12 protein-coding genes and 2 pseudogenes are annotated in these 15,017 nt (G+C 62.2%); 4 read left to right on the top strand and 10 right to left on the bottom strand.

Translation table 11 applies throughout. From position 1 onward, the window contains the following. Positions 1-32: 32 nt before the first annotated feature. A complete protein-coding gene (rsgA, locus tag PYV55_RS13225) occupies positions 33-1,034 on the top strand; it encodes a ribosome small subunit-dependent GTPase A (protein WP_275852014.1) in 1,002 nt (333 codons plus the stop codon). A 27-nt stretch (positions 1,035-1,061) separates the two neighbouring features. Here rsgA and PYV55_RS13220 read toward each other — a convergent pair. From PYV55_RS13220 to PYV55_RS13210, 3 genes and pseudogenes are all read right to left on the bottom strand, one after another. Continuing rightward, positions 1,062-1,721, bottom strand: a pseudogene (locus PYV55_RS13220) (aminotransferase class IV); the annotation flags it as partial. A gap of 135 nt (positions 1,722-1,856) precedes the next feature. Beyond that, positions 1,857-3,070: pseudogene (locus PYV55_RS13215) on the bottom strand (chorismate-binding protein); the annotation flags it as partial. A 68-nt stretch (positions 3,071-3,138) separates the two neighbouring features. Continuing rightward, positions 3,139-3,921: a DUF169 domain-containing protein gene (locus PYV55_RS13210; RefSeq protein WP_275852011.1), complete on the bottom strand. Its 783-nt coding sequence runs from the start codon at positions 3,919-3,921 to the stop codon at positions 3,139-3,141. Between the two features lie 151 nt (positions 3,922-4,072). Here PYV55_RS13210 and PYV55_RS13205 point away from each other — a divergent pair, with 151 nt between their 5' ends. The 3 genes from PYV55_RS13205 (at position 4,073) to PYV55_RS13195 (ending at position 6,760) form a co-directional block, all read left to right on the top strand. Next, complete coding sequence (locus PYV55_RS13205) at positions 4,073-4,870, top strand: SDR family NAD(P)-dependent oxidoreductase (protein ID WP_275852009.1); 798 nt, start codon at positions 4,073-4,075, stop codon at positions 4,868-4,870. Positions 4,871-4,895: 25 nt separating this feature from the next. Further along, positions 4,896-5,678, top strand: coding sequence for a 2-ketocyclohexanecarboxyl-CoA hydrolase (gene badI / locus PYV55_RS13200; RefSeq protein WP_275852006.1), 783 nt, complete (start codon positions 4,896-4,898; stop codon positions 5,676-5,678). A 446-nt stretch (positions 5,679-6,124) separates the two neighbouring features. Next, positions 6,125-6,760: a TetR/AcrR family transcriptional regulator gene (locus tag PYV55_RS13195; RefSeq protein WP_275852003.1), complete on the top strand. Its 636-nt coding sequence runs from the start codon at positions 6,125-6,127 to the stop codon at positions 6,758-6,760. 84 nt (positions 6,761-6,844) lie between these two features. On the opposite strand, the gene PYV55_RS13190 is transcribed toward PYV55_RS13195, so the two are convergent. The 7 genes from PYV55_RS13190 to PYV55_RS13160 form a co-directional block, all read right to left on the bottom strand. Then, positions 6,845-8,095, bottom strand: a complete 1,251-nt coding sequence (locus PYV55_RS13190; RefSeq protein WP_275852001.1) for an ABC transporter substrate-binding protein — start codon at positions 8,093-8,095, stop codon at positions 6,845-6,847. 63 nt (positions 8,096-8,158) lie between these two features. Then, on the bottom strand, positions 8,159-9,406 hold the full coding sequence (locus PYV55_RS13185) for an ABC transporter substrate-binding protein (RefSeq protein WP_275851998.1): 1,248 nt from the start codon (positions 9,404-9,406) through the stop codon (positions 8,159-8,161). Between the two features lie 56 nt (positions 9,407-9,462). Beyond that, entirely contained in the window at positions 9,463-10,311 is an 849-nt protein-coding gene (locus tag PYV55_RS13180; protein ID WP_275851995.1) for an ABC transporter ATP-binding protein, read from the bottom strand. A gap of 15 nt (positions 10,312-10,326) precedes the next feature. Then, a complete protein-coding gene (locus PYV55_RS13175) occupies positions 10,327-11,400 on the bottom strand; it encodes a branched-chain amino acid ABC transporter permease (RefSeq protein ID WP_275851993.1) in 1,074 nt (357 codons plus the stop codon). Between the two features lie 5 nt (positions 11,401-11,405). Next, a complete protein-coding gene (locus tag PYV55_RS13170; protein WP_275851991.1) occupies positions 11,406-12,293 on the bottom strand; it encodes a branched-chain amino acid ABC transporter permease in 888 nt (295 codons plus the stop codon). A 3-nt stretch (positions 12,294-12,296) separates the two neighbouring features. Beyond that, on the bottom strand, positions 12,297-14,225 hold the full coding sequence (locus tag PYV55_RS13165) for an AMP-dependent synthetase/ligase (RefSeq protein WP_275851989.1): 1,929 nt from the start codon (positions 14,223-14,225) through the stop codon (positions 12,297-12,299). Further along, positions 14,212-15,009: an ABC transporter ATP-binding protein gene (locus PYV55_RS13160; RefSeq protein WP_275851987.1), complete on the bottom strand. Its 798-nt coding sequence runs from the start codon at positions 15,007-15,009 to the stop codon at positions 14,212-14,214. The genes PYV55_RS13165 and PYV55_RS13160 overlap by 14 nt, the downstream gene beginning before the upstream one ends. Positions 15,010-15,017 lie beyond the last annotated feature (8 nt).

The raw sequence follows: 15,017 nt of genomic DNA, 5'->3' as shown, positions 1-15,017 counted from the left end.
TAATGAAAACGTAGCAAGGCAAAAGGCTTGCAGTGTCTGAGGGCGGCGCCTTGCAGCAGGGCCTGGTCGTCGCGGGCCACGGGCGGCATTGCTGGGTCGAGGATGCGCACGGCGTGCGCCGCCTGTGCCACCCGCGCGGCAAAAAAAACCTCGCGGTGGTGGGCGACCGCGTGCTCTGGCAGCCCGCGCCGGGCCAGGGGCAGGAGGGCAGCATCGAGCAGGTGCTGCCGCGGCGCAACCTGTTGTACCGGCAGGACGAACTGCGCACCAAGTCGTTTGCCGCGAACCTCGACCAGGTGCTGGTCCTGATCGCGGCCGAGCCGGTGTTTTCCGAAAGCCAGCTTGCGCGCGCGCTGATCGCCGCCGAGGCCGCGCAAATCCGGCCGCTGATCGTGCTCAACAAGAGCGACCTGGCCGAGCCCTTCGCGCGCGCCTGGGAGCGGTTGCTGCCGTATCGCACGATGAAAGACCCGGATGCGCCGGGAGATGGCAGCGCACCGACGCCATCGGACGCACCGCGCTACCCCGTGCTGGCGCTGTCGCTCACCACGCAATCGCCCGAGGCCGTGCGCGCGTTCTTGATGCCGTATCTGGAGGGCCGCACCACGCTGGTGCTCGGCCCCTCGGGCGCGGGCAAGAGCACACTCGTGAACCTGCTCGTGCCCGGCGCGCGTGCGCTCACGGGCGAGGTCTCGCAGGCACTGAATTCGGGTAAGCACACCACCACGAGCACCAGCTGGTACTGGGTCGATGGCGACGGCGACGGCGACGGCGCACGGCGCACGGCCCTGATCGATTCGCCGGGCTTTCAGGAATTCGGCCTGCAGCACATCGCGCCCATGCAGCTGGCGGCCTGCATGCCCGACATCGCCGCGCACGCCGGGGCGTGCAAGTTCTACAACTGCACGCACTTGCACGAGCCCGGTTGCGGCGTTTTGCAAGCCGTTGGACACGCGGGTCCCGATGGAATCAGCCCGAGCCGCTACAAAATCTATAAAGACCTGTTTGCCGAGCTGAGCCGGCGGCGGTACTGAGAGCACTGCGGCGGCACTGGCCTTGCCTTACGCCGGGCGCACGGGCTCGGGAGCGGATACCAGCGTGGCGCCGAGCCAGCCGCGCAGGCTGTTCAAGAACGCCCAGGCCTCGATGCGCGGCAGGTCTTGCCGGCGCAGCACGGCTTCTTGCAGCTGGCCCGACTGCAGGGCGAGTGCGCGCGCCACGCCGGGCAGCAGGCCGCACTCGGCCGCGGGCGTGAGCCAGCGCCCCGCGATGCGCACGGCGACGTTGCCGCGTGTGCATTCGGTGAGTTCATCCGCCGTGTTCCACAGCACGGTGTCGAAAACCTCCGGCTGTGTGGGCGCGAGGGCTTCGTAGTGGGCGCGGCGCGTGGTCTTGTAGCGCACGAAGGTGCCGAGCGTGGGGCTGAGCGCCTCGACCAAGGGTTGCGTGGCCAGTTGCAGGCGCACGGGCTGCGCGGTGGGCGCAAGAGGGTAGGCCTGCGCGCTCGGCCGGCCTGCGGCGTCCAGCAGCAGGCGCACGCGCCACAGGCCCTGCGGGTGGCGCTGCGCGAGCGTCTGCAGGCATTGCTCGACCTCTGCGGCACGCCAGGGGTAGCCGAAATGCGCCGCCGCCGCGGCCATGCGCGCGAGGTGCTGTACGGCATGGCGCAGCGTGCCCTCGTGCAAGGCCAGGGTTTCGAGCAGGGCCAAGGGCTCCTGCGGGCCGGTGCTGGAAGCCGGGCCCGTGGGGTGGGCTGTGGGGTGGGTGGTTTCTGGCGTGGGGTTCACGGTCATCGGGTGTTTTCGGGTTCGGGCACGGAATGCGCTCCGCCAGGGCTTTCGGCGGCCGGGCTGCAGCCGGTCAGAAAGGCGCGTTTGTGCTGCCATTCCTGCCATTCGCCTTCTGCCGTAGCGTCGGCCGTGATGCCGCTGCCTATGCCGCAGCGGGCCTCGCCGGCGCGCAGTACCACGGTGCGTATGGCGACGTTGAAGGTGGCGTGGATGCCGCCGTCCGCCGTGTTTGCGGGGCGCACCACGCCAATCGCACCGCAGTAGATGCCGCGCGGGCCGGGCTCGAGCGCGCGGATGATCTGCATCGCGCGCACCTTGGGCGCCCCGGTGACCGAGCCGCACGGAAACAACGCAGCAAAGACGTCGGCCAGGCCGGTGCCGGGCCTGGTGCGCGCCTGCACGTCCGAGGTCATCTGCCACACGCTGGGCAGCGCCTCGGTGCGAAACAGCGCCGGCACCTGCACGCTGTGCGGCTCGGCGATGCGCGAAAGGTCGTTGCGCAGCAAGTCCACGATCATCACGTTCTCGGCGCGCTCCTTGGGCGATGCGCGCAGCGCTGCGGCCCGTGCGGCGTCTTCAGTGGGCGTGGCGCCGCGCGCGGCCGTGCCTTTCATAGGGCGGGTCAGGATGTGCGTGCCCTGCCAGTCGAAGAACAGTTCGGGCGAGACGGAAAGTACCTGCTCTTCGCCCGCGTCCAGCCAGGCCGCATAACCGCCGGGCTGGGCGCGCTGCAGCGCGGCGAACAGCGCACGTGCGGCGCTGCGCGTGGTGGTGGGCGATGCAGCGGACGAAGCCGTGGACGATGTGTCCAGACCTGCGGCCCCCTGCCAGCGGCCGCGCAGCTGCGCCGTGAGGTTGATCTGGTAGCTTTCACCGCGTGCAATGGCCTGCGCGATGGCTGCAAATGCTTGGTCGAAGGCGGCACGCTCTGGCAGGTGCTGCCAGTGCAGCGCGGGTGGATGTGCCGGCGTGGCAGGGTGCGCCACCTGCGCCGGCCAGGGCAGAGGCGCGTCGTGCACGGCAAACCAGGCCAGCGGCCCGTCGGCGGCGTGCGTGGTCAGGGCGGCATCGAAAGCGGGCGCTGCCTCGTAGCGCACGAAGCCCACGCACCAGGCGCCCTGCTGCGCCGCCGCCTGCACGGCCGCGAGCACGGCGCGCACCTCGTCGGGTGTCCGTGCCACCCACAGTGCGCGTGGCGTGGCAAAGGCATGGCGCAGCCGCGGCGCCGCCGCATCGTACGGGTTGGCAAAGTCGATCAGCGCGCTGAAATTTTGGGTCAAAAAGGCCTCTGGTGCTGCATGGATGAGCGCTGATAGCTACTCAAAAAATAGCATTTGTAGGCGCATGCTCAGGCCCCCGGCGCGCCGGGGTAGCTCACGGCGAGCCCCGCGCGTGCATCCTGCTGGATCGAATACTGCGGGAAGGGGTAGCGCAGGCCGTTTTTCGCCAGCGCGTGCATGCCCTCGATCGCGCGCGGCAGGTATTCCGGCGGCAGGGCCATGAGCATTTCGTCGTCGAGCACGCCGCCGTAGCGCCGCTCGGCAAAGCAGGGGATGGACAGGCTGGGCGTGCGCTGCGCGAGCGCGCGGCCCCAGGAGTCGGCGCAGGCCGACTCGCCCACCACGCTCCAGTCGAACTTCTGGTAGCCCGACCACTGCAGGCCGTTGATGAAATACATCATCGCGCCCGGCGTGGCGTAAAACAGCGCGATGTCGGGCGTGCCCAGCCTGCCCGAAGCCAGCGGCGACACCGCGAGCGCCTCATACATGCCGTCGGGCACGCAGTGCATGGCCTGCTGGTGGCGCGTGGCGTCTTCGAGCGTTTTGTACCACACACCCACCATTTGCTCGCCCGACTGCCACTGCGCGTCCTTGGCGCGCCCCAGGCCGACCACGGCGCGGCACTGTGCGCCCACGAGGTCGTCGGCGCACACGCCCACTGTCCAGCCCAGGCGCGCGGCCTGCGCGACGATCTGGTCCATGGTGTGGATGGACTTGGGGCGGCGGATTTTCGGGATCGCCTCCATCTGCGCACGTTCACGAAACAGCTTTATGCCGAAAGGCGTGGCGCGCAGCTTCAAAAGCCGCTCGAGTTCGGCCGCGATCGCAGCCCAGTCGGTGGTCGTCTCCATGTGTCGTGTCCTTGGAAGGCAAAAAGAACAGTGCGCAAGTCCATACAGGCGCCGGGTGGCGGCATCACAACGCACCTAACTATCGTTTGGCAGCTCTATATAATGCCCGAGCCTTTCATCAACCATGCGCCGCGTGCGCCAGGAGTCAATTATGGATCTCGAGCTCAAAGGAAAATCAGTCATCGTCACCGGCGGCGGCTCCAACATCGGCCGCGCCATCGTGCTTGGCTTCGCGGGCGAAGGCGCCCACATCACCATCGGCGACATCGACACCGCCCAAGCTGAAAAGACGGCGGAGTTTGCGCGCACGCTGGGCGCGGCTTCGGCCCAGGTGGTCAAGACCGACGTGACGCAGTTCGACCAGGTCGGCGCGCTGTTCAAGGCTGCGATGGACAAGCATGGCCGCGTCGATGTGCTGGTCAACAACGTGGGCTGGGACAACCTGATGTTCTTCACCCAGACCACGCCCGAATTCTGGCGCAAGGTGATCGACATCAACTACGTGGGTGTGCTCAACTGCACCAAGCATGCGCTCGACATCATGATCAAGCAAAACAGCGGCGCCATCGTCTCGATCAGCTCCGACGCCAGCCGCCAGGGCGAGGCGCGCGAGGCGGTGTACGGTGGCGTGAAGGCCGCAGTCAACAGCTTCATGAAGACCATCGCGAAAGAAAACGGCCGCTACGGCATCCGCTGCAACGTGGTCTGCCCCGGCGTGACCATCCCGGCGACTGCCGAGGAAGTGGGCGGCAGCAGCATGTGGACGAATGCCGAGAGCATGTTTACCCCCGAGCAGCTCGAAAAAGTCGCCAAGGCTCTGCCGCTGCGCAAAGTGGGGCGCCCGCAGGACGTCGCCAACGCCGTGGTCTTCATGGCCTCGAACAAGGCAGCGGGCCACATCACCGGTCAGGTGCTGTCTGCGTCGGGCGGCTACAGCATGATCGGTTGAAATTGAAATTCCGGAAAACACAAACATGAGCTATACCGACATCGTTTACGAAGAGCGCGACCAAATCGCCTACATCGCCATCAACCGTCCTGAGGTCATGAACGCCTTCCGCGGCCAGACCGTGGAAGAGATGATCCAGGCCATGATGAAAGCCGGCTGGGACAAAAAAATCGCCGCGATCGTGCTCACGGGCACGGGCGACCGTGCGTTTTGCACCGGCGGTGACCAATCGGCGCACGCGGGCCAGTACGACGGCCGCGGCACCGCGGGCCTGCCCATCGAAGAACTGCACAGCGCCATCCGCGACGTGCCCAAGCCCGTGATCGCGCGCGTGCAGGGCTACGCCATCGGCGGCGGTAACGTGATTGCCACCTTGTGCGACATGACCATCGCCTCCGAAAAAGCCGTGTTTGGCCAGGTCGGCCCCAAGGTTGGTTCGGTCGATCCGGGCTGGGGCACGGCCTACCTTGCGCACGTCGTGGGCGAGAAGAAGGCGCGCGAAATCTGGTACATGTGCCGCCGCTACAACGCGCAGGAAGCGCTCGCCATGGGCCTGTGCAACGTCGTCGTGCCGCACGACCAACTCGACGCCGAAGTGGCCAAGTGGGGGCGCGAGCTGGTTGAAAAGAGCCCCACGGCGATCGCCATCGCCAAGCGTTCGTTCAATGCCTCCACCGAGCACATCCGCGGCATCGGCAGCCTGGGCATGCAGGCGCTGAGCCTTTACTACAACACCGACGAGTCGAAAGAAGGCGTGCGCTCGTTCCTCGAAAAGCGCAAGCCCGACTTCCGCCAGTGGGTGAAGTGAGCGCGGGCTAGTGTAGTGTTCGACGCTATCTGCGACATAAAACCGCGTCTTTTCGGCCCGGGCCGCGTTGCAAATCCTCGCGATACCACCCGGTATCGCTGCGGTTTGCGCCTTGCCCAGACCAAAAATCCATCGGTTTTATTTGTCGCATCAAGCATCAAACACTACACTGGCAGCCTGTCGGACTCTGGACGTCGAAAGCGAGAATGTGCCCCAGCGAGGCCAGTTTTTGCCGGATTCTCCGCCCCATAGCGGGACTATGGGGCAAGAAGACGGTAAAAAATGGGCCGCTGCGGCACATTCGCAGCCGACGATTCCAAAGTCCGACAGGCTGCTAGACGTGCTGGAAAAAGCGGCCCACCCCCACGAGGGACGGGCCGCAGGCGCTATGATTTTGAGGTGGACTCGCACAAACGATCCATTTTTCCATTGGATGGACCATTTTCATGAACGACAAATCCGCCTCGAAATCTGCCAGCCATGATCTGGACGGCAACGCCACGCGCGAGCGCATCCTGCTCGAAGCGGCGCGCTTGTTCCGCCAGCATGGCTACGCCGCCACTACCTTGCGCGAGGTGGCCGACGCAGCGGGCGTGAAGGCCGGCAGCATTTATTACCACTTCGAATCCAAGGAGCAAATCCTTGGAGAGGTGCTCGACAAGGGCATCAAAATCGTCTATGAGACGGTGCGCGCGCGCATAGACGCATTGCCCAAGGATGCGCCCTGGCGCGACCGCATCGCTGCCGGCATCGAAGGCCACTTGTGGGGCATGCTGCACCACGGAGACTTCACTTCGGCGAACATGCGCATTTATGGCCAGATTCCCGAAAGTGCAAAAGCCAAACACCGCGTGGTGCGGCGCGAATACGCTGACTATTGGGATCATCTCCTTCAGTCGGCGTTGGCAGCGGGCGAATTGCGCACCGATGCCTCGACGACCATCATTCGCCTTTTTGTCATTGGCGCATTGAACTGGACGGTCGAGTGGTACAACCCCCAGCGCGGCTCGTTCCAGGATTTTGCGCGGCAGATCTCTGTGGTCGTGTTCGACGGCATTCTGGCGCACCAGGAATCCAACTGAGGGTTCAGAAATACACAACGACAAGGGGCCGAAAGGCCCCTTGTCGTTTGTGCGCTGGTGCTGATGCACCAGTATCACAAATTTTTATTTGCTGCCCTTTGCGAATTCAGCAGATTCCTTATCCACGATCTGCTTGATCACGTCCGGGTAGGAGGATATCCAGTCGGTTTGAGAAACCCATTTCTTGCCATCCCACATATCCACGCGGGTTTTCCCGCCGCCGCCGTGGTCTTTGGCGGTCACCGTGACTGGTGCAATCAGACCGCCCGCATCGAAGTTCTTGAGGCTTTCGAGGCCCTTCTTCATTTTTTCAGGTGTCAGCGGCCAGCCGTATTGCTTGATCGCCAGGCGGGCGCCCTCGAACACCGATGCATAAATGGCCAGACCGGTGTTGTAGTAAACATCGTTCAGATGTTTGCGGTCGCCGCTGCCTTGCCCCTTGTCATACAGGTCTTTGATGATCTGCTGGATCAAGGGGTGATCTTGTCCGCCCACGACATTGGTGCCACGCTTTAGGCCTTTGGCATTCTCAGGGCCGATGTTGTTGATATCGACTTCATTGAACCAGTTGACGGCAATGTATTTGTCCATGGGAATGCCGTTGCGCTTCATTTCGCGCGAAGCCACGACGTGCATGTTGGAGAGGTTCCAGCTGATCACCCAATCTGGGTTGAAGCGTCGAATCTGCGTCCACGCCGCGGCCTGGTCATTGCCGGGCATGGGGTGTGGGGCCAGCAGCAATTCAAAGCCTTCCTTCTCGGCCAAGGTCTTGAGCATGCCTATCGGTTCCTGGCCGAAGGGGTAGTCTGGATAAATGAAGGCAATTTTCTTGCCTTTCAGATTGCCATTGGCCTGATTTTTGGCAAACTGGATATCGTTGGCCACCTGGCCCCAGTAGGTCGGCCCAATCGGGAAGACCCACTTGAACACGTCGCCATTGATCGCATCGCCACGACCGACGAGAGATTGCAGCATCACCTGCCCGTCTGCCATGGCGCGTGGCAGCACCGCACGAGAAACCGGAGTGGAGAGGAAGTCAAATGTGATGGCGCCTTCACGCTTCATCTTTTCATAGCACTCAATGCCACGCTGGGGCTCGTTGCCGTGGTCTTGCACCAAAAATTCGACAGGATGGCCTTCGATGCCGCCTTTCTGGTTGAGAATTTTGGCGTAATCCTTTGCGGCTTGGGCGATTTGAGGCGTAACGAAGCCATAGGACTTGGTCAAATCATAGCAGCCGGCAAATTTGATAGGCGCGGATTGGGCGTATGCAGATTGCAGGCCGGAAAATGCGAAGCCAATGCCGGCAATGATCGAGAAAATTTTTGGTTTCATAAAAATTAAAAATATGAATTTAATTTATTAGGAGGTCGGAATGATTTCTGGAAAATTCAAAATTCATTTGGTCTTGGCAAATTCTGCGGATTCCTTTTTGACGATGGATTGCACGACATCACTGTAGGCGGAAAGCCAGTCGGTTTGTGGAACCCATTTGCTGCCGTCCCACATGTCGACACGGGTCTTGCCGCCGCCACCATGGTCTTTGGCGGTGATGGTGATAGGGGCAATGAAGCCGCCGGCATCGAAATTCTTGATGCTTTCGAGGCCTTTTTTCATCTTTTCGGGCGTGAGCGGCCAGCCATATTGTTTGATGGCCAGACGCGCGCCTTCTACGACAATCACATAGCTTGCCAGGCCAGAGTTGTAATAAACGTCGTTCATCACCTTTCGATCACCGCTGCCCTGACCCTTGTCGTACAGTTCCTTGATGATCTTCTGGATCAGCGGATGGTCCTGACCGCCCACCACATTGGTCGCACGCTTGATGCCCTTGGCATTTTCTGCCCCGAGGTTGTTGATGTCGACTTCATTGAGCCAATTCACGGCGATGTATTTGCTGATGGGAATGCCATTGCGCTTCATCTCGCGCGAGGCCACCACGTGCATGTTGGACAGATTCCAGCCGATGATCCAATCGGGATTGAAGCGGCGAATTTGCGTCCACGCGGCTGCCTGATCGTTTCCGGGCATGGGGTGGGGTGCCAGCATCAATTCGTAGCCTTCACGTTCTGCCAGGGTTTTCAGAACGCCAATGGGCTCCTGGCCGAAAGGATAGTCAGGGTAAATAAAGGCGATTTTCACCCCTTTGAGGCTGCCCTTGGATTGGTTTTTGATGTATTGGATGTCGTTGGCCACTTGTGCCCAGTACGTGGGCCCCATGGGGAAAATCCAGCTGAAAACCTCGCCGTCCACGGCATCGCCACGGCCGGCGTAGGGCTGGATCATCACGTTGCCGTCTGCCATGGCCCGCGGCACCATGGCGCGCGAGACCGGGGTGGACAAAAATTCAAACGTCATGGCACCTTCGCGTTTCATTTTTTCATAGCACTCGATGCCGCGTTGTGGCTCGTTGCCATGGTCCTGGATCAGCATTTCGACCGGATGGCCTTCAATACCGCCGTGCAAATTGATGAGTTTTACATAATCGCGTGCGGCCTGCGCAACTTGCGGAGAGACGAAACCATAAGATTTGGTCAGGTCATAGCAGCCGGCAAACTTGATGGTTTCCGGGGCGGCCTGCGCTGAATGCATGACCGAAAAGGCCATGCCCAAACCGGCAGCGAGTGTGAGAAACCTGGACTTCATGGCAATGCTCCTTGGGGTGGTTGAAATGAACGGGAAATTGCGCGCACTTGCCAGTTTCAGGTGAGCCAGCGTTTGCGGCGGCGATAGTGCTTGATTTCGTGGAAATTCCGGCCTTCGGCGCCGCCGAGATAAAACTCTTGAATGTCGGGGTTTTTCTTCATGGCTTCGGCGCTGTCGTGCATCACGATGCGGCCGTTTTCTATCAGGTAGCCATGGGAAACCACTTCCAGCGCGGCAATGGCGTTTTGCTCGACGAGGAGCACCGATAAGCCCTCTTTCTTGTTGATGTCTTGCACGATCTCGAAAATCTCGGCCACGAGAAAGGGCGCGAGGCCGAGGCTGGGTTCGTCGAGCATCAGCAGTTTGGGCTGCGTCATCAGGGCACGGCCAATGGCCAGCATTTGCTGCTCCCCGCCCGAGAGATAACCAGACTGCGCCGTGCGGCGCTGGTAAAGGCGCTTGAAGTACGAATACACCATGTCCTTGTTGCGCAGCATGTCCTGGCGGTTGCCGCGCACGGCAGAAGCGGCAATCAAATTCTCGTCAGGCGTCATGTGCTCGAAAACGCGCCGCCCTTCGAGCACGTGCACGATGCCGAGCTTGACGCGCTCCTGGGGCGCCAAGGCGTCGATGTTCTGCCCCTGGAAGCGCACCTCGCCGCGCGACACCTGGCCGCGCTCCGGGCGCAGCAGGCCGCTGATGGACTTGAGCGTCGTGCTCTTGCCGGCGCCGTTGGCTCCGAGCAGAGCCACCATGCCGCCTTGCGGCACTTCGAGCGAAACCCCTTTGATCGCAAGCGATACGCTGTCGTAGATGACCTCGACGTTGTTCAGCGAGAGCAGCGGGGTGGGGGTGTTTCCGTGGGCAGCCTGGCCTGCAGCAGTGGGGCTGGATGTCTCTTGCATGGGTTTTCTTTCCGTTTATTTGCGCACATAGCCAAAAGGCCAAACCAGCAGGTAATTGCGCACGTTGCCGTACAACTTGCCCAATCCCATGGGTTCTACGAGCAGGAAGATGATGATCAGGGCGCCATAGACGGCATTCGGAATGTGCGCCAGGCTTTCGACGCTCAGGGACACGCCGGCGAGTTTGGCCGCGCCGTTGATCAGGCTGTTCATGAAGCCGGGCATCAGCAAGATGAACGCCGTGCCGAAAAAGCTGCCGATGATGCTTCCGAGCCCGCCCACGATGACCATGGCAAGCAATTCGATGGAAATATTGAAGGCGAACTGTTCGGGAGTCGCTGCGCGGTAGAACGTGAAGACGAGCAAGGCCCCGCTGACGCCACCGATGAACGAGGAGGTGGCGAAAGCGACCAGCTTGTAATAAAGGCTGTGCACCCCGATCACCGCGGCGGCGTAGTCTTTTTCACGCACGGCGACCAGGGCACGGCCCAGACCGGTGCGACGCAGGTTGAGCATGAACATGGTGACCAAAATGCACCACCCCAACGCCACGTAATACAAACCCGCTTCAGAGGTGATGGCCTGGCCCAGCAGTTTGAGCTCGGGCGCCTGCAGTGTCGCCTGGGTGCCGCCGCTGATCGCCGGCACGTGCGAGATGACCCAGTCCATCACGAACTGCAGCGCCAGCGTGCTGAGGGCCAGGTACAGGCCCTTGACCCGCAAGGCCGCGAAGGCGAACACGATGCCGATGATGGCGGCCATCAGCCCGCCCAGGACCATGGCAATCTCCCACGGAACACTGTTGCGCGCCGCATGGATGGCGGTGTAGGCACCGATTCCCATGATGGCGGCGTAGCCGAAGTGGAATTGCCCCGCCCATCCCAGGATCAGATTGAGCCCGAGCACTGCGGAGGTCCACACCAGCCAGGGCAGCATGTGGGTGTTGAGGGTCAGAGAGCTCAGCGTAAAGGGCGCGAGCAGTGCCAGGAGGAGCAGAAAGCCCACCATCCAGCGGTCTGCGGGCAGTGGGTACACAGCCCGGGCATGCGCGTAACTCGTATGAAAAATACCTGCTTGGCGAAAGATCATGGCGCTTAAATCCTCTCGATGTCATGCCGGCCAAACAAGCCATGGGGCCGAATCATGATGGTCAAAATCAAGGTGGCGGCAACCACCAGTTCACGGCTTCCTCCACCCACGAGCGGATCGAGGTAGCCGGAGGCCACACCCTCGAGCAGCCCCAGCAGCAGGCTGGCAAGGATGGCGCCGCCAATGCTGTCCAGTCCGCCGAGCACGGCAACGGTCAGGCCCTTGAGCAGCAGCAAGGCCAGCCCTTGGTTCACACCCTGCACCGAGCCCCAGAGCACGCCCGCCGTGGTGGCAAGCACCGAGGCCATGGCCCAGGACGTGGCGATGCCCCGTTCCACCGAGATGCCAACCGACCAGGACGCGATGTAGTCGTCCGAGATGGCGCGCAGCACGATGCCGCGGCGCGTGTGGAAGAAAAACAGAAAGATGAGGAACAGCGCCACAGCGACCACGGCCCCGACGACGTAGGCGCGGTTGATCAGCAGCGGGCCGAGAAACAGCGGCTCGTCACTGATGCCGATGTCCATCGGTGCGCCCGTGCTGCCCCAGAGGGACATGGCGGCCGCGCGCGTGAAGATGTCTATGCCCAGCGTCATCATCAGAATCATGATGACGGGCCGGCCGGCAAGGCGCCGCAGGGCCACGCGCTCTATCCCCATGCCCACGAAAAACATCACCACCATGGCCAAGGGAATGGCCAGCCACAACGAGACGCCGAGGCCGCGGGCAATGGCAAGCACCACGTAGGCGCCCAGCATGGTCATGGCGCCTTGCGCCAGGTTGGGCACGGAGGATGACTTGTAGATGAGCACGATGCCCATCGCGACCAGCGCATACATGAGCCCGGAAAGCGCGCCGTTGATGGCCAGCTCGGCAAACAATGAAAAATCCATGCCTCAAACCTCCTGTACCGTGAGTTCGCGCTCTATGGAGCCGACCTCGCCGGTTTCGTATGTGATCTGCGCCTTCATCGTGACGGACTGCTTGCCGCTGTAAATGGCGTCGATGATGGGCGCGTAACGCTGCTCGATCACGTTGCGGCGCAGCTTGCGCGTGCGCGTGACTTCGCCGTCGTCCGGATCGAACTCCTTGTGCAGCGAGACGAAGTGGCGCAGCTTGAGCGCGTCGGGCAAGATGCCATTGACGCGTTGCACCGCTTGCGTGATGAGCTTGATGACCTCGGGGTTTTGCGACAGGTCGGCGTAGGACATATAGGAAATCCCACGCACTTCGGCCCAGTGCCCCACGGTTTCCTTGTCGATGCAGATCATGACGGCAAGGCTGTCCCTGTCCTTGCCCAGCACGGCCGCATCCTTGACGTAGGGGCTGAACTTGAGACGGTTTTCGATGTAGTTCGGGATGAAACGCTCGCCCTTGGCGGTGTAAACCACTTCGGACAGGCGCCCGAGCACCACGATGTGGCCGTCCGGCTCCAGGTAGCCCGCGTCGCCCGTGTGCAGCCAGCCGTTTTCCAGGGCTTCCTGGGTGGCCTTTTCGAGCTTGTAGTACCCCGAGAACACACTGCCTGAGCGCAGCATGATTTCGCCGTTGTCGGCAATTTGGACTTCCACGCCAGGCAGGGGTTTACCCACCGTGTGCAGGCGCACTTCCTGGGGGTCCTGCAAGGCGTTGAAGGCGCTGCTTTCGGTCTGGCCGTAGAACTGGCGCAGCTTGACGCCCAGCGCACGGTAAAACACGAAGGTGTCTTCACCGATGGCTTCGCCGCCCGTGAAGGCGTGCCGCAGGCGGGTCAGGCCGAACTGGTCCTTGATGGGGCCAAAAACCAGCCATTCGCCCAGGGGGCGCAGCAGACGATTCTTGAGGGAGACGGGCTTGCCCTCGAGTTTCTGGCGCTCCGCAGTCAGCGCCGAATTCATGAACACGTCGTAGAGCCACTTTTTGAGCGGCGTGGAGTCCTCCATGCGCACCTGGATGGTGGTCAGCATGTTGTCCCAACTGCGCGGTGCGGCCAGATAGAAAGAGGGCGCCACTTCACGCAGGTCATGCAAGACGGTTTCCTGGCGTTCGGGAATGTTGATGACGAAGTGCAGGGCCACGCCCGCGCCTATGGTGATGGCAAAGTCGCCCACCCAGGCCATGGGCAGGTAGGCGAGCACGCTTTCGCCAAAGTCGAAAGCACCGCCGCGAAAGGCGTTGCCCACGCCGGTGAGAATGTTCCTGTGGCTCAGCACCACGCCTTTGGGCTTGCCCGTAGTGCCCGAGGAGTGGACGAAAACGGCCGGGCCCTCGGGCTTGGCGCTTTCGATCAAGGTCTTGCGCAGGGAGGGCTCGGCGCGCAGGCGTTCTATGCCACGGGTTTGCAGCTTGTCCCAGGAGACGAGTCCGGGATGCTGGTAACTTGCAAGCCCGCGCGGCTCGTCGTAGATGATGTGCTCGATGGTGGAACTGACCTCGCCCAGGTCCAGCGCCTTGTCCACCTGCTCCTGGTCTTCTGCGAGCACGAAGCGCGCGTTCGCCTCATGCATGAAATGGCGGATTTCATCGGGCGTGGCGTCAGGATATGCCGGCATGGCGTAGCCGCCGAGCACGCCCGCAGCAAGCATGCCCATGTAGAGGTTGGGGCGGTTGTCGCCCAGCACCAGCAAAGCGTCTTCCTGGCCAAAGCCCATGCTTTGCAGACTTGCTGCAAAGGCCAGCGTGGCGTCGAGCATTTGCGCCCAGGTGGTCTCTTGCCAGATGCCTAGGTGCTTTTCGCGCATGGCGACATGGTCGCCGAGCAATTCGGCGTTGCGCGCCAGAATGCGCACGAGGGTGGTGTCGGCCCCGAGGTCCCAGGTGGCGGAGCGGTTTTCAGCGCGTTGCATGCGCACCCCCCAGATAGGCTTTGATCACGCGCTCGTCTTGGATGACTTCGCTGGGAATGCCGGTGCCTATCGTTTCGCCGTAGCTCAGCACCATCATGCGGTCGCAAATGCCGGTGATCACGTCCATGTGGTGCTCGATCAGCAGCACCGTGACACCGCGTTCGTCGCGTGCGTCGAGAATGAAGCGGGCCATGTATTCTTTTTCCTCCTGGTTCATGCCGGCCATGGGTTCGTCGAGCACGAGAAAGCTGGGCTCCGCGACCAGCGCACGCGCCAGTTCAACGCGCTTTTTCAGTCCGATGGGGATGCTGTCCACGAGCTCGTCGCGCACGCTTTGCAACTGCATGAAGTCGATCACCTCTTCGACCTTGCGGCGGTGCGCGATCTCCTCATCGCGGCTCAGCCACCAGTACAAGGCGGTCTTGAGCACGCCTGGCTTCATGTGGATGTGGCGCCCGAGCAGGATGTTGTCGAGCACGCTCATGCCATTGAAGAGCGCAAGGTTCTGAAACGTGCGCGCCACACCCAGCGCGGCCACCTTGTGCGGGGCCATGCCCGTGATCTCGCGTCCATTGAGCCAAATGCTGCCGACCTGGGGCGGGAAAAATCCCGTGATGGCGTTGGTCATGGTCGTCTTGCCACTGCCATTGGGCCCAACCAGGCCAAAAATTTCGCCGCGCTCGATGTGCATGTTCACCCCCGTGAGGGCAACCAGTCCACCGAAGCGGCGCTCCACTCCCCGACATTCGAGGACTGGAACCGCTGTCTGCTGTTCCGCATGCATGTAGTGGT

It is taken from the genome of Extensimonas soli, from assembly GCF_029211265.1.
Taxonomy (GTDB): domain Bacteria; phylum Pseudomonadota; class Gammaproteobacteria; order Burkholderiales; family Burkholderiaceae_C; genus Extensimonas; species Extensimonas soli.
This window is presented reverse-complemented; position numbering and strand designations above follow the sequence as displayed.

Excerpts from the sequence above, each read along its gene's own strand:
- PYV55_RS13175 (WP_275851993.1), bottom strand. The coding sequence starts at position 11,400 with ATGATCTTTCGCCAAGCAGGTATTTTTCATACGAGTTACGCGCATGCC.
- PYV55_RS13165 (WP_275851989.1), bottom strand. The coding sequence starts at position 14,225 with ATGCAACGCGCTGAAAACCGCTCCGCCACCTGGGACCTCGGGGCCGAC.
- PYV55_RS13205 (WP_275852009.1), top strand. The coding sequence starts at position 4,073 with ATGGATCTCGAGCTCAAAGGAAAATCAGTCATCGTCACCGGCGGCGGC.
- PYV55_RS13170 (WP_275851991.1), bottom strand. The coding sequence starts at position 12,293 with ATGGATTTTTCATTGTTTGCCGAGCTGGCCATCAACGGCGCGCTTTCC.
- PYV55_RS13190 (WP_275852001.1), bottom strand. The coding sequence starts at position 8,095 with ATGAAACCAAAAATTTTCTCGATCATTGCCGGCATTGGCTTCGCATTT.
- PYV55_RS13210 (WP_275852011.1), bottom strand. The coding sequence starts at position 3,921 with ATGGAGACGACCACCGACTGGGCTGCGATCGCGGCCGAACTCGAGCGG.
- PYV55_RS13160 (WP_275851987.1), bottom strand. The coding sequence starts at position 15,009 with ATGCATGCGGAACAGCAGACAGCGGTTCCAGTCCTCGAATGTCGGGGA.
- PYV55_RS13195 (WP_275852003.1), top strand. The coding sequence starts at position 6,125 with ATGAACGACAAATCCGCCTCGAAATCTGCCAGCCATGATCTGGACGGC.
- badI (WP_275852006.1), top strand. The coding sequence starts at position 4,896 with ATGAGCTATACCGACATCGTTTACGAAGAGCGCGACCAAATCGCCTAC.
- PYV55_RS13180 (WP_275851995.1), bottom strand. The coding sequence starts at position 10,311 with ATGCAAGAGACATCCAGCCCCACTGCTGCAGGCCAGGCTGCCCACGGA.
- PYV55_RS13185 (WP_275851998.1), bottom strand. The coding sequence starts at position 9,406 with ATGAAGTCCAGGTTTCTCACACTCGCTGCCGGTTTGGGCATGGCCTTT.